General features: G+C 39.8%; 15 protein-coding genes. 12 read left to right on the plus strand and 3 right to left on the minus strand.

Going from position 1 to position 13,472, the window contains the following annotated elements:
* Positions 1 to 159 precede the first annotated feature (159 nt).
* From AC6HZ4_RS11990 to AC6HZ4_RS12005, 4 genes are all read left to right on the plus strand, one after another.
* Positions 160 to 1,236: a CotH kinase family protein gene (locus AC6HZ4_RS11990; protein ID WP_497495244.1), complete on the plus strand. Its 1,077-nt coding sequence runs from the start codon at positions 160 to 162 to the stop codon at positions 1,234 to 1,236.
* Positions 1,237 to 1,591: 355 nt separating this feature from the next.
* The gene (gene uptA / locus AC6HZ4_RS11995; protein WP_497495245.1) at positions 1,592 to 2,191 is read left to right on the plus strand and encodes an undecaprenyl phosphate transporter UptA; all 600 of its coding nucleotides are present in this window, start codon (positions 1,592 to 1,594) and stop codon (positions 2,189 to 2,191) included.
* A gap of 82 nt (positions 2,192 to 2,273) precedes the next feature.
* Entirely contained in the window at positions 2,274 to 3,656 is a 1,383-nt protein-coding gene (locus AC6HZ4_RS12000; protein WP_497495246.1) for a putative polysaccharide biosynthesis protein, read from the plus strand.
* A gap of 188 nt (positions 3,657 to 3,844) precedes the next feature.
* Positions 3,845 to 4,789 carry a magnesium transporter CorA family protein gene (locus tag AC6HZ4_RS12005; protein ID WP_497495684.1) on the plus strand — a complete coding sequence of 315 codons (945 nt, stop codon included), beginning with the start codon at positions 3,845 to 3,847 and terminating at the stop codon, positions 4,787 to 4,789.
* 119 nt (positions 4,790 to 4,908) lie between these two features.
* Here AC6HZ4_RS12005 and AC6HZ4_RS12010 read toward each other — a convergent pair whose 3' ends face one another.
* From AC6HZ4_RS12010 to AC6HZ4_RS12020, 3 genes are all read right to left on the minus strand, one after another.
* Entirely contained in the window at positions 4,909 to 4,995 is an 87-nt protein-coding gene (locus AC6HZ4_RS12010) for a YjcZ family sporulation protein (protein WP_497495685.1), read from the minus strand.
* A 161-nt stretch (positions 4,996 to 5,156) separates the two neighbouring features.
* On the minus strand, positions 5,157 to 5,894 hold the full coding sequence (locus AC6HZ4_RS12015) for a uracil-DNA glycosylase family protein (protein ID WP_497495247.1): 738 nt from the start codon (positions 5,892 to 5,894) through the stop codon (positions 5,157 to 5,159).
* A 270-nt stretch (positions 5,895 to 6,164) separates the two neighbouring features.
* Positions 6,165 to 6,647, minus strand: a complete 483-nt coding sequence (locus AC6HZ4_RS12020) for a DUF456 domain-containing protein (protein WP_497495248.1) — start codon at positions 6,645 to 6,647, stop codon at positions 6,165 to 6,167.
* Positions 6,648 to 6,951: 304 nt separating this feature from the next.
* Here AC6HZ4_RS12020 and AC6HZ4_RS12025 point away from each other — a divergent pair, with 304 nt between their 5' ends.
* The 8 genes from AC6HZ4_RS12025 (at position 6,952) to AC6HZ4_RS12060 (ending at position 13,442) form a co-directional block, all read left to right on the plus strand.
* Positions 6,952 to 7,197, plus strand: a complete 246-nt coding sequence (locus AC6HZ4_RS12025) for an HPr family phosphocarrier protein (RefSeq protein ID WP_497495249.1) — start codon at positions 6,952 to 6,954, stop codon at positions 7,195 to 7,197.
* Positions 7,198 to 7,400: 203 nt separating this feature from the next.
* Positions 7,401 to 8,555 (plus strand): stage II sporulation protein P, encoded by a 1,155-nt coding sequence (gene spoIIP, locus AC6HZ4_RS12030; RefSeq protein WP_497495250.1) that lies wholly within the window; start codon positions 7,401 to 7,403, stop codon positions 8,553 to 8,555.
* A gap of 329 nt (positions 8,556 to 8,884) precedes the next feature.
* Entirely contained in the window at positions 8,885 to 9,634 is a 750-nt protein-coding gene (locus AC6HZ4_RS12035) for a M15 family metallopeptidase (RefSeq protein ID WP_497495251.1), read from the plus strand.
* A 33-nt stretch (positions 9,635 to 9,667) separates the two neighbouring features.
* Positions 9,668 to 10,126, plus strand: a complete 459-nt coding sequence (locus AC6HZ4_RS12040) for an NUDIX domain-containing protein (protein ID WP_497495252.1) — start codon at positions 9,668 to 9,670, stop codon at positions 10,124 to 10,126.
* Positions 10,127 to 10,427: 301 nt separating this feature from the next.
* The gene (locus AC6HZ4_RS12045; protein WP_497495253.1) at positions 10,428 to 10,859 is read left to right on the plus strand and encodes an NfeD family protein; all 432 of its coding nucleotides are present in this window, start codon (positions 10,428 to 10,430) and stop codon (positions 10,857 to 10,859) included.
* Positions 10,859 to 11,791 (plus strand): SPFH domain-containing protein, encoded by a 933-nt coding sequence (locus AC6HZ4_RS12050; RefSeq protein WP_497495254.1) that lies wholly within the window; start codon positions 10,859 to 10,861, stop codon positions 11,789 to 11,791. The genes AC6HZ4_RS12045 and AC6HZ4_RS12050 overlap by 1 nt, the downstream gene beginning before the upstream one ends.
* 243 nt (positions 11,792 to 12,034) lie before the next feature.
* On the plus strand, positions 12,035 to 12,493 hold the full coding sequence (gene ytfJ, locus AC6HZ4_RS12055) for a GerW family sporulation protein (RefSeq protein ID WP_497495255.1): 459 nt from the start codon (positions 12,035 to 12,037) through the stop codon (positions 12,491 to 12,493).
* Between the two features lie 172 nt (positions 12,494 to 12,665).
* Positions 12,666 to 13,442, plus strand: a complete 777-nt coding sequence (locus AC6HZ4_RS12060) for an oxalate:formate antiporter (RefSeq protein ID WP_497495256.1) — start codon at positions 12,666 to 12,668, stop codon at positions 13,440 to 13,442.
* Positions 13,443 to 13,472 lie beyond the last annotated feature (30 nt).

Below are 13,472 nucleotides of genomic sequence, written 5' to 3' on the forward strand. Positions count from 1 at the left end.
TGATTGGCAAACTTTCAATATTAAGATATGTACAGCCATGACAAGTTGTTTCAATATTCTTTGAAAATAGTTTCCTACCTATTAAGAATGGGTATAGTGTCAACGAGGCGGCAGGGCACATACATTAGGAATAGATGTTACTAAAAGGGGAGGAAGAAGATGCTGCCTTCTTACGATGTGTTTATCCATCCTATGAATTTAGTTGAACTTCGAAGAGACGTTTGGGATGATGAACCTGTTCCGGGAAAGCTTACGTATGAGAAGAAGAAATACAATATTTATATTGTGTATCGCGGCTCTCATATCCGTGAGTTTGAAAAAAAATCCTACCATATTGTTTTCCATAAACCGAGATCGTTTTATGGAGTAAATGAAATCCATGTAAATTCCGAATTCAAGGATGCTTCGCTTATTCGCAATAAGCTATCGCTTGATTTTTTTCAAGATATTGGAACGCTATCTCCGAAATCCCAACATGTGTTGTTAACAATAAATGGAAAATTTCATGGCGTATATTTGCAGCTCGAATCAGTAGATGAGCAGTTCTTACGGCAACGTAATTTGCCGAAAGGCTGTATTCATTATGCGGTAGATGACGATGCGAATTTTTCGTTGCTAAGTGAATTGGACCAAGATGTGAAGGAGACATTGTCTGCCGGATACGAATTGAAATGCGGAGATGCGCAAAGTGAGGGCTATCTTATAGATTTTATGTATAAAGTAAATACAATTTCCCGAGCCGATTATGAGAAAGAGATTGTGAAGTATGTAGATGTTGATCATTATTTAAAGTGGCTTGCTGGAATTGTTTGTACACAAAACTTTGATGGCTTTGTACACAATTATGCACTTTATAGAAATAGCGAGACAGGCTTATTTTATATAATTCCATGGGATTATGATGCAACTTGGGGACGTGATATACAAGGTCGTGTGCTGGAGTATGATTATATCCGAATTCAAGGATACAATACCTTAAGTGCTCGTTTGCTTGATGTACCAGCTTTTCGAAAACGGTATGCAGCCTTGATGAAGAGAGTTTTAGATGAACAGTTTACCGTTGCATATATGAAACCTAAGGTGGAGCAGCTTCATGCACTTCTTCGTCCGTATGTACAAAAGGACCCGTATATGAAAGACAAGATAGATACTTTTGATACAGAGCAAGAAATCATTTTACAATATATTGAAAACCGAAATCGTTTTCTGAGAGAACGCCTTATTGAGTTGGATTAAGCGCAGATATAAAAGCTGCGTTTTTTTACTGTCAATACAGGAATTTGCTTCACTTTATGAAAATAATCAGATTTATCTAGTGAAATGAACAAGAAAACGTTTGGGGAAAGACAGCCTCAGAGGGCAAGTCTATTCTTTTTGGCACTAAAAGGAGTTCTCTTTGTCATTATATTCTGGTGGAACTGCTTAAAAGTACCCATCATCATCCTGATAGGGCATTTTAAACTATAAATCTCTTTTGTAATTTCACGCACCGTAATGTAGGTATTAAATTAAGAAAGACTTGGCAAGATGAGCATTTCATGGAATAATGGAAAATGGATACAGGAAAGAACGTAAGATTGAGGGGAATTTCATGCTTTCAAATATTGTAGAAACATTATTAAACTTTTTTATGGACTTAGGTTATTTCGGAGTGGCTCTCGGTCTCATGATTGAGGTTATTCCAAGTGAAATTGTATTATCATATGCAGGCTTTTTAGTAGCTAAGGATGAGATCAATTTTATTGGCGCAGTCGTCGCAGGGACCATCGGCGGGACACTAGCGCAGATTTTTCTGTATTGGCTCGGTTATTATGGAGGACGTCCAATTGTTGAGAAGTATGGGAAATATTTATTAATTAAGAAGAGCCATCTCGATAAATCGGAAGAATGGTTTCAGCGCTACGGTGTTGGTGTTATTTTTTCAGCACGTTTTATTCCAGTTGTACGCCATGCTATTTCGATTCCCGCTGGTCTTGCAAAAATGCCGCTTGGCAAATTCACGCTTTACACAGTACTAGCTGTTATTCCATGGTCTATTTTTTTCATTTACTTAGGAGAGCAGCTCGGTACGAACTGGCGTCATATTGAGGAGTATGCAGCTCCTTATATGCCATACTTTATAACAGGTGCTCTTTTATTTATTGCATTGTACATTTTCTATTCCTTATTTAAAAAGAAAAAAGCTGTATAAAAGCCGCCTTGTGCGGCTTTTTGCTTGTTCTAAAATGAAACGGTTGTCCATAGCTTTGTATAAAAAGCTGTCGGAGGATAATATGAAAGGATCGCCTTTTTTACGAGGAACGTTGTTTTTAACAATTGGAACGCTTATTTCTAAAATGCTTGGCTTTGTGTATGTAATTCCATTTACAGCTATGGTTGGGACGAGTGGTTATGTGCTTTATACATATGCGTATCGTCCCTACACTATTATGCTCAGTATTGCGACGATGGGCTTACCGCTTGCGGTTTCTAAAATGGTGTCAAAGTATGATCAATTGAACGATTATCATACAGTAAAACGGGTATTACGAAGCGGTGTTATATTGATGATTGCAATGGGGATTGTTTCATTTTTGCTTTTATATGCATTGGCGCCTATGCTAGCTAATATTGTTATTGATGCGAAAGACCAGACAGGAAACAGCGTGCAGGCCGTTACGTACAATATCCAAGTTGTCAGTGCCGCTTTACTCATTGTTCCGGTGATGAGCTTGCTGCGCGGCTTCTTTCAAGGTTTTCAGTCGATGGGGCCATCGGCGGCCAGCGTCGTTGTGGAACAAATCTTTCGTGTGTTAACGATTTTAATTGGCAGCTATGCAATGCTAAAGCTATATAATGGAGACATTGGTATGGCGGTAGGGGCTGCTACGTTTGGTGCGTTTGTCGGGGCGGCAGCAGGAATTTCTGTCTTGCTTACCTTTTATCTGAAGCGAAGACGTTATTTGAAGCAAAGGGAAAAAAACAGTATACCGACAACAATGAAATCGTTTCGTTCCTTATATAAAGAACTCTTTACATCCTCTATTCCATTTGTTATCGTTGGCCTTGCCATTCCGATGTATCAGACAGTGGATACATTTACGGTAAATCAGTTGCTTATGCATATTGGTTATACGCAAGTCGAGGCAGAAAAAGTGAATGCTATACTTGGTCTGGTGCAAATGGTGGTGCTGATTCCTGTATCACTTGCAACTGCATTTAGTATGTCGCTTATACCTGAAATGACGAAGGCGTTTACTGCAGGAAATCAACAGCAGCTTTACAAGCATTTTACCCGTACGAATGTATTTGTAGTAATTGTAACATTGCCTGCCGCAATCGGATTCATTTTGCTTGCAGAGCCTGTTTATACAATTTTGTTTGGATTAGACAATGATCCGGCGCTAGGAAGTGAAATGCTGCGTTACTATGCAGCGGCATGTATTTTATTTTCTTTGTTTTCTGTTTCTGCAGCGATGCTCCAAGGGATTAATCAGCAACGAAAAACAGTGATTGGGCTGCTGATTGGTTTGTTTTTAAAAGTGATACTGAATGTTCTTCTGGTTGCGCACTTCGATTTTGTCGGACCGATTATTTCTACATATATTGGGTATACGTTTTCGGTATTATTTAATCTGTGGATGCTGCAAAAATATGTTGGAGGTTCGTCAAGGTGAGGCAGTAAACGTGTCATCCGTCTTATATGTGACAAAAGTGCAAGGGCTACGCATTTTTTATGTGTGACGTGTATTTTTCTATTGAAATCTGTTTATTTGTTGCATATGCTTGAAATGGTACGTGAAACGATCCTATATTACAATAAGGTAGGTCGATTCTGACACGCAGGAGAATTGGGGTGAGCAGAATGTTAAACATTTATTTGTCAGAAGAAAACGGCAAACTACAGGAAGTTAATTCTATTCAAAAGGGCTGTTGGATTAACGTGCTTCATCCAACGGAAGAGGAAATTCAATATTTAATTGAAACATTAAATGTAGAGCTTGATTTTATTCGAGACCCGCTTGATGATGAAGAGCGTTCCCGTATTGAAAAAGAAGATGATACGACGCTTATTATTATAGACATCCCGACCGTTCGTCATGACGAGGATGGCAACTCAACGTATGATACGATTCCAATTGGTATGATCATTATGCCAGAATGTTTTGTTACCATTTGTTTGGAGGAAAATCCTATTTTTGAACGATTTACAAACCAACGCATCAAAGGATTTTATACTTTTAAAAAGACACGTTTTGCGTTGCAGCTCTTATATATTATTTCTACTTATTACTTGCGTTATCTGAAACAAATTAGCCGCAAGACAGTGGATTTGGAAAAAGAGCTTAATAAGTCAATGAAGAATAAAGAAATTTTTACACTGTTAGGATTAGAGAAAAGCTTAGTATATTTTACAACCTCTTTAAAATCAAACAAAGTCGTGATCCAAAAACTTATGCGAAGTAGAAGCGAGTATTTAAAGATGTATGAGGATGATCAGGATTTACTTGAAGATGTACTTATTGAGAACAAGCAGGCCATTGAAATGGCTGAGATTTACAGCAATATTTTAAATGGTATGATGACAACATTCAGCTCTGTGATTTCCAATAATTTGAACAGTGTGATGAAGCTGTTAACGTCCATTACTATTATTTTATCGCTTCCAACAATGGTAGCGAGCTTTTTTGGGATGAATGTCACTGTTCCATTTGCAGGATACAAGCATGCCTTTGGGCTCATTATGGTGATTGCAGCTGCATTGTCTTGCACAACGGCAATTATTTTTTGGAAGAAGCGATATTTTTAAAGCCTCCGTATGGGAGGCTTTTTCATTCTTTCAAAAAGAGCACTTATGTTTGAAGATGAATGGGAAAAAGCCCCCGTGCCGGGCGCTTTTTCATCATATGCTGCTACTGCGTGCATGAGTTAGCAATAGCAAACTGCTCCAATAATAATTAAAAGAATAAACAACACAACGATTAAAGCAAACCCGTTATAGTGGCTATAGCTCATGTTTTTTCCTCCTTACCTGCATCTACAATATAACGTATGTCGTTTTGCCCGTTTTGACATTGGGTATATGTTGGGCGAATGTCTATTTTTAACAAATTTCCAGGTAAGCAGCAAGGACCACCTGTGAGGAGGTGGTGATAAATCCTTTTTCAATCCTACAGCTATTTAGAAAAGCAGCGCTGTACCTTTTCTAAAAATGCTGCTTTTCCTTCTTGAAACTGCTTATGACGATGCCCGTTTGCACCTGAAGGATGGGGAAAGCCAAACAGGCATGTTTGTTCATCAATTGCATGTTCTTTTGACAATGCGAGCAAGGTATCAGAAACCGCCTTTCCAAGCGGGATAATGAGAGTAGGGTGGACGGAGCGCAGTTCGGGTAAAAAGATGGCGGAAATCCATTCCATTAAAATATCAGAACGCATCATAAGCGGATTATGGCCTGTATAGTTTTTTTGAGAGATAAATACGGGATATCTTAGCATAGAACATGGATGCATAAGCGCTTTGTCTTCTCCAAACAGCGATGCTGTTGTTTGAATCCCTAGGCAGGCAGGGAGCCCAAGCGTATCGAGCATGGAGGTTAAATGTATACGCATGGAACCTGCAAAGCTTGCGTGCTGTTTCACCTGCTTTACCCCATCCTCCAATGATTCGCCGTTTTCTAAAGCATGTATGATTGCTTCATAAGAAAGCTGCATTTGGGTCCAGCCAGGCGTGATGCCGACAATCATAATCTTCGCCTGAGCATTTATATAATCAAACGGTGCATAATAGATTTCCAGCTCTTTTTCTTTATCAAGCAAAAAACGAGGATGAAGCAGTTGTTCTTTTATGAGTGGTCCTTTTGCTATTTCCCTGATAGCGGGTAGAAATTCTGCTGCTTGGTAAGCTCGTTTCATGGAAGCACACCTTCAATTCTTTTTAATTTACAACGCACGTACTTTCCAGACGCTTGTCCGGTTTTTATAGAAAAGGAGAAGTGAGAGTCGCAGTATAGCGATATATATATTTTAACCAAAGGAGCAGATAACGATAAGCTATGCTCTCCTTTCGAAGTTATGGAAAGAGGTTGTATCTCTTTGCGCTTCTTATCACAATAAATTTACATATATACGCGGGTATTGTGTATTACATTCACAAAAAAGCCCCGTCTATGAACGGGGGCTCTCTTACACAAATATGTATAGAAGGAAGATGGCAATCATAATGAACTGTATAATCGCCTTTGCAACAGCACTGCTTAAGAAGCTGATGACCGTGGCCAATGCTACGAGAAAAGCATCCTTTGTTTCCTTTTTATGTAACAGCTCTGTTAAAAATACTGATAAAAACGGGATAATCAGTAAGCCAAAGGGCGGAAAAAAGAAAGAGCCGATGATAATGGAAATCATACCAACACGCTCACCCCATTTGGTACTGCCGTATTTTTTTAAAAAGTAGCTGTTTGCGAGAAAATCGGCTGCAAATAAAAATATAGTAAACAGTACCTGCAGGCTCCAAAAGGAAAAGATTAGATCAGATCTGTCTATACCGAACTGATACAGCAAAAATCCGACCCAGAGAAGAGGTATACCAGGAATGACCGGATATACGAGGGCAGCAAACGCTAATAAGAAGCAAGCAATGACAAGAACCCATAGCAAAATACTCAAGTATAATACACCTCCTGATTTTTCTTCTTTCATCATAAGGTTAACCGATAGGAGGAGTCAAAGAAAATGAGAGAGCCATGGATAGTTACTGGGAGTTTATATACACACTGGGAAAGGTGCTTCTGCTCTCGGTGCATTTATGCAAAAGGGAAAACAGGAAGGCAATGGCGGTGTCTATGATCAGAAAGAGAAGGTAGTTTACCTTAAAGAACACAGGGATAAGAGTTTTAGGAAATAGACAGCATAACCTGTTTGTAGAATAATAGAGGTGTAGAGAGAGGGATGGAAAGGCGGTGGCGATAAAATGCGTGTTTTTTCATTTATTGTACAAACAGAACTGGATGTAGAAAAGTTGCAGGGATTGGTGCATACTGTAAGCAGCTTTGAATCGGATACTCTATTATCTGTAAAAGGAAGAATAGTAGATATGAAAAGCATTCTTGGTTTATGTACAATTATGCTCCGTCCGGGTGATGAGGCTGAGGTACGAACATCAGGATACGATGAAGAGGAAGCTATGTTAGCTATTAAGCGATGGTTTTGTTCATGATTTGCTCTATATTCGTTCCTTCCTAGCGTTCAAAAGGACTCAATGAATATTTTTTCTAGGCCTTTTATTGCTCTAAGTTATTCTATCATTTTGAATGGAAATCTCCTTTGTAAGAAGGGATTTTTTTTATTTATCGCTAATCTATCAGCCTGTGTTCTATTCCAAATAGCTTGTACATATATTGTCAACGAAAGGGTGATAGGATGAGCCGGAGCTATTTTTATGTGAAAAAAGCAAACTTCATAAAAATTATAGCATTCTGTTTCGTTGGCGTATTGACTGCTTTTTTGTTTACAGGGGTAATGGTCACTTCGCTCAAGCAAGCAAAGTCCTCCTATCTATACAACTGGATGAGTGAGCTCTCTATGGGGGGATATATGTATGCATTTGGAATGGAAAATCATTACTTTACGCAGGAATATAGAAACCTGAATGCAGAGTTTTCCGTGTCATCATTACTGCTTTCTACTGCGACAAATATTCGCTTTAACGATGTAAGAAGTCTTCTCGGAACAGAATTGCCTGGGCTTGCTAAATATGACATGGAGATTATCATTGCCGGGGAAGGGACAAACTATTCAAATCTACCAATTGAATCTAACATCCCGCTAGAGGAACTGCTGCAGGAACGAAAGGGAGAGAGTACGCAGCAGCCAAAAACAGAAACTTCGGAGACAATTAAACCGCCTGCTCAAACAACGGGTGATAAAAAAGTTGTTTTCATATACCATACGCATAGCTGGGAATCGTATTTACCGCAGTTGAATCTGACTGGGGACCCGAATCCAAACAAAGCATCCAGCTCTGTTTCCAATATCTCGATTTATGGAGATCGACTAAAGCAGCAGCTTGAAAATTACGGAATCGGAACGACGAATGATAAAACGGATGTTGGGAAGCTGCTCGTAAGCAGAGGATTGAACTCTAACAGTTCTTACAAGGTTTCAAGAGAGATTGTAAAGGAAGCGATGGCAAGTAATCATGATTTACAGTTTATGTTTGATTTACACCGTGACAGCGCTAGAAAACCTGTTACAACCGCAATGATAAATAACAAGCCATACGCAAAGCTAATCTTTGTAATTGGGACAGGCAATCAAAATTATAAGAAAAATCTTGAGGTTGCAAGTGCCCTTCATGACATTTTGAGTAAAAAATATCCGAATATTAGCAGAGGGGTCGTATACAAGGATTTTAGTACAGGAAACGGAATCTATAATCAAGACTTATCAGGGCAGGCTATTTTAATTGAGGTCGGCGGCGTAGATAACACAGCGGAGGAACTGAACAGGAGCATCGACGCGCTAGCTGAAGCGTTCAGTGAATATTATTGGAAAGCAGAGAAGGTGAATGGGTAAACGCAAACGAACGGTTTGCGTTTTTTTTATGGGCAGATAAGAAAGCTTCCTGTTTTGGAGAATTGTTTAGCTCCTGCGGTCTGCTCCAGACTCCAGAATAAGCTTCGGTACAAAAGGAAAAAAGCGCCTTGTGCGCGGGGGTGTTCTTTCGCAGAAGCAAAGGCGAGCTATGGGCGCTTTCTTAGTGAAATATCGAACCTTGGTGTTTAATGTCTTTTTAATTGGAAATATATAGGAAGGTATAGTGTTAAGAAAACCGAATTTTAGAAAAGAGAAGGTTTTTAAATGAACAATAATTTTATTATGTAAACAAAAGTCAAGGAGGATTCATGAGAAAGCACTATCTATTTTCAATATCCGGAGTTTTGCTTATAACCGCAATTGCGCTTACCCTGTGGAAGAATCCTGCTATTTATTTCCATACTTCTAATGAAGATGCATCAGAGCAGCTGTTTCCAAGCTATTGGTCTACAGTTGAAAAGCGTCAAGGGACAATAGATGTAGTCAACAATCCTGATTCTATCCTCGTTCTTGTGAATAAAGAAAGAAGGCTCCCAGATTTTTATGTTCCAAAGGATTTAACGATTCCAAAGGTACGATTTTCTTTTGATGGAGATAAAGAAAAAATGAAGATGAGAAAGGAAGCGGCAGCCTCTTTGGAGAATTTATTTAAAGGAGCAAAGCAGGATGGTATATATTTATTTGCTGTATCTGCATTTCGCTCTTATGATCGGCAGAAGGCTTTGCATACGATGTACAGACGAACAGAGGGGGAAGCTGCAGCTGCGGCATCTAGTGCTTCACCAGGAACAAGTGAGCATCAGACCGGACTAGCTGTCGATCTTACGGCAGAATCTGTTAAGTTTGAGGTAACGCCTGATTTCGAAAAGGTGAAGGAAGGGCAATGGCTTGCTCGTCATGCTCATGAATTCGGATTTATTATTCGATATCCGAAGAACAAAACCTCTGTAACCGGCTATACATATGAGCCGTGGCACATCCGATACGTCGGGAATCCACATGCGACGTATTTGTATGAGCATAGTCTTACATTGGAGGAAGTTATGCCGAAGCAGTAAATGGCACATATGCAAAAGGGGGAGAAGCAGGGGATGAAGGAATTGTACAAAAAGAAGGTATATGCTTACATTACGCGAGAAAAGGAAGGGCAAACACAATTGCTCATCTGCACACAGCGTGGCGTCCCAGGAGCAGGTGTACGGGTACCAGGTGGAACGGTTAGACAAGGGGAAACACTTGAGTATGCGTTGCTTCGCAAAATTCGGGAAGAATCTGGTTTGCAGCAGGTCTCTCTCGGACACCTTGTTGCCGAAGAGCTTGTATATATGAAGGACAAAAATGAATATCAGAAGCGGCATTTCTATCACGTTACACTTCCGGAAAGTTCTGTGGATGTATGGGAGCATTCGCTAGGGCATGATGGAGAAAATAACGGGTGTGTACTTTCCTATACGTGGACGAATATTGAAAAATGCCCTTTTTTAGTGGAAAGACAGAGGTCTTACATTCATTTAGTGGAAAAGCAATATATGGAGGCGGTTCCGCGCTAACCTACCAGTGATCAGAGTGTATACTTAAAATTATAAAAAAACAAGCAATACCTTTTCGAAGAGGTGTTGCTTGTTTTTTTTTTTTTGCGAAAAAAAGAAAAAAATAGAGGAGTTTGACGAAATGTGAAGAATATTAATGTTTTACTTGTTGATAAAAAGGGCAATTTTCTTAATACGCGAGTAAGAAGCATGGCTTAAATCGATAGAATAACATTTTTCACTGTTCGTAAATTTCTTGTTTGTGAGATTCATATACATAAAAAAGGGAGAAAAGTTTTGGAAGGGAAAGGGGCGATGTAGGTTGGCAGGATGGGTCGTATGGCTTATGATTGCGGGCTGCCTATTTATTGCAGAAATGCTGACACTTACCTTTTACTTGCTTTGGCTTGGTGTAGGTGCGCTCGTCGGCGCAGCAGCAGCCCTTGTCGCGCCAGAATCGCTGCTTGTACAAGTTATTGCTGCTTCTATTGTCAGCTTGCTGCTTACCTTAGGTTCGAAACGCATTTCGCAGCATTTTCGGGCGGGAAGGGGATATAAGGATGCGGTAGATGCCCTAGTTGGAAAAACAGCAGTTGTGATGCAGGACATTACAGCTCAGTCAAACGGCATTGTGAAAATCGGCGGTGATGTATGGAGTGCCACAGCAGATGAATCTATCAGTAAAGGAGAAAAAGTAAAAGTCGTCGAGAGACGAAGCACTGTATTATATGTCAGAAGGGAACGTGATTCATAATGGTTGGAATGATTCTATCCATATTACTTATTATTGTCGTTGTTGTATTTGCGGCGCTCTCTGTTAAAATTATTCCGCAGCAGCAGGTTGGGGTCGTCGAGCGTCTTGGTAAGTTTAATCGCTTAATGAATCCAGGATTAAATATTCTTGTACCCGTTATCGACCGCGTGCGTGTGTATCACGATTTACGTATTCAACAAACGAATGTTCCACCGCAAAAGGTTATCACGAAGGATAACGTACAAGTGGAAATCGATACGATTATTTTCTATCAAGTGATTGATCCAGAACAAGCAACATATGGTATTTCTAATTATGTAAACGGCGTTCGTAATATTACGACAGCTACCATGCGTCAAATCATCGGTAATATGGAGCTTGATGAAACGCTGTCTGGACGGGAAAAAATTTCTACAGAGATTCGCATTGCCTTAGACGAAGCAACAGAAAAATGGGGCGTTCGTATTGAGCGCGTAGAGGTTGTCGATATAAACCCCCCGAAGGATGTACAGGCCGCCATGGAAAAGCAAATGAAAGCAGAGCGCAGCAAGCGCGCCATCATCCTAGAAGCAGAGGCCGCCAAACAAGATATGGTATTGCGTGCAGAAGGGGATAAGCAAAGTAAAATTCTGATCGCCGAGGGGGATCGAGAAGCGCGTATTCGTGAGGCAGAGGGGATTCGTCAGGCGAAGGAGCTCGAGGCACTTGGTGAAGCAAGGGCGATTGAAGCGATTGCCCAAGCGGAGCAAAATAGGATTCGTCTCTTAAAGGAAGCTGGCTTGACAGAGCAAATTCTCGCTTATAAATCGTTCGAGGCATTAAATGAAGTCGCAAAAGGTCCTGCTAATAAAGTATTTATTCCGTCTAATGCGGTTGAAACTTTGGGCAGCCTAGGAGCGCTTGGAGAATTGTTTAAGGAGAAGGGGAAGTAAGGATGGATGAGAGAACCCAAGATTACGGGTTCTCTTTTTTTAGGAAGGCTCCTGTTTTGGAAATGCGAATACTTGTTGATGGTCTTGTTCTGTAAGCTTTCGCAGCATATTGTATTCCCTTTACTCTATATATTTTTGAAATTGTGAGATATAAAAAGTGAAGAAGCAATTGTAAAATATATGTTTACTTCCAATTTTTTAGGAAAAACTATGAGAAGAATGAACAGAAGGAGGGGTTTACGTATGGAACATCCGATTCAGGGACTTATGAAGGCGGCAATGGAAAACTTAAAAGAAATGGTGGATGTAAATACAATTATAGGAGAACCGGTGCAAACAGCAGACGGTGGTGTCGTATTGACTGTTTCAAAGCTAGCGTTCGGTTTTGGAGCGGGGGGAAGCGATTTTTCTGCTAATGGAAACGGAACGCGTGAACCTGAGGCTGCGTTCGGCGGAGGAAGTGCCGGAGGGGTATCCATCACTCCAGTTGCTTTTCTTGTTGTAAATGGTGACGGTATTAACATTTTACATTTGCAAAATACAACGCATCTTGCAGAGAAAGTAATTGACTTAGCTCCGCAAACATTAGATAAGTTACAAACGATGTTCAGCCAAAGCAGCTCATCATCACAGCAAGGAAATCAAGCCTCGCAAACAACTGGAACACAATCGCAGCCTACAAACGGAAATGAGTTTATGTAACAGTGCCTGTGAAGTTCACAGGCTTTTTTTTTGTAATCATAATGTAATAAATATCATGAAAACGTAATAGGGAAATTCAACTCTTTACGGCAGTTTTTCTATGTTTCAAAAAATTTTCATGATAAAATAAGAAGATGAATTGAAACATATTACACAAAGGTGGCTAGGTGCTTTGTCTGGAGGATCTGACCAAAGAAAAGACATTATTTATATTAACGGAGATCGACGTAATCATTGCTTTTTAACATCTGGCATTACCTTTAGGGAATTTGCGAGCAATATTCCTTCTCCTCTCCATAATCTTCTTCTTTTAAAGCACGACTTCGAATGGACGGATTTAAATTACCATACTCTTTTGGAGTTTGTAGAAGAGGAGAATATTCCAAAGCTTATCTCGGCAGATGTAGAGCAATTCGGGGAATTTTGCTGGGTCGATTTTCATGACATACATGACCTAGATGAACTAGATCCGACGGAAATTGCCGAGCTTTTATATTTAGCGCATAAAAAAGAACCTATTGGTAAACCATTTTTTCCATTGTTGAAAAACAGGTATGCATACTTGTCTCACGATGATGGCTGGTACAACAAAGTATATTACAGAAGACTTCCTGATTTTGCAGCGGCACTAAGCAAAATTGTTCCGTACAAGCTGGGTTTGTTCGGAAAAAGAAAATTTATGTTATTTCAAAAGACTAAAATGTACCCGGCCATTGCAAGAGAAGTAATGGAGCAGCTTATACCGTTAACGGAAGACGGCTTGCTGATTGATCTTGTACATAAAGAGGAATCAAAGCAAGGACTGGAGATCCCGGTGTACGTTGTAGGTTCATATGAGAATATGGACGAAATTTTTGAAAATGTAGTACAGCTTCGAGAAGAGGCTGCTGAACAGGGAGTCCTTTTGTTTGATAAAAAAGACCAAGAATGGAAATGGATTGTCGATTAGAAACTTGACTGTTGGGTCAAGTTTTATTTT

The sequence above is a fragment of the Ectobacillus sp. OTK genome (genome assembly GCF_059698935.1).

Coding starts and splice junctions, on each gene's coding strand:
- AC6HZ4_RS11990 (WP_497495244.1), top strand. CDS start 160: ATGCTGCCTTCTTACGATGTGTTTATCCATCCTATGAATTTAGTTGAA.
- uptA (WP_497495245.1), top strand. CDS start 1,592: ATGCTTTCAAATATTGTAGAAACATTATTAAACTTTTTTATGGACTTA.
- AC6HZ4_RS12000 (WP_497495246.1), top strand. CDS start 2,274: ATGAAAGGATCGCCTTTTTTACGAGGAACGTTGTTTTTAACAATTGGA.
- AC6HZ4_RS12005 (WP_497495684.1), top strand. CDS start 3,845: ATGTTAAACATTTATTTGTCAGAAGAAAACGGCAAACTACAGGAAGTT.
- AC6HZ4_RS12010 (WP_497495685.1), bottom strand. CDS start 4,995: ATGAGCTATAGCCACTATAACGGGTTTGCTTTAATCGTTGTGTTGTTT.
- AC6HZ4_RS12015 (WP_497495247.1), bottom strand. CDS start 5,894: ATGAAACGAGCTTACCAAGCAGCAGAATTTCTACCCGCTATCAGGGAA.
- AC6HZ4_RS12025 (WP_497495249.1), top strand. CDS start 6,952: ATGCGTGTTTTTTCATTTATTGTACAAACAGAACTGGATGTAGAAAAG.
- spoIIP (WP_497495250.1), top strand. CDS start 7,401: ATGAGCCGGAGCTATTTTTATGTGAAAAAAGCAAACTTCATAAAAATT.
- AC6HZ4_RS12035 (WP_497495251.1), top strand. CDS start 8,885: ATGAGAAAGCACTATCTATTTTCAATATCCGGAGTTTTGCTTATAACC.
- AC6HZ4_RS12040 (WP_497495252.1), top strand. CDS start 9,668: ATGAAGGAATTGTACAAAAAGAAGGTATATGCTTACATTACGCGAGAA.
- AC6HZ4_RS12050 (WP_497495254.1), top strand. CDS start 10,859: ATGGTTGGAATGATTCTATCCATATTACTTATTATTGTCGTTGTTGTA.
- ytfJ (WP_497495255.1), top strand. CDS start 12,035: ATGGAACATCCGATTCAGGGACTTATGAAGGCGGCAATGGAAAACTTA.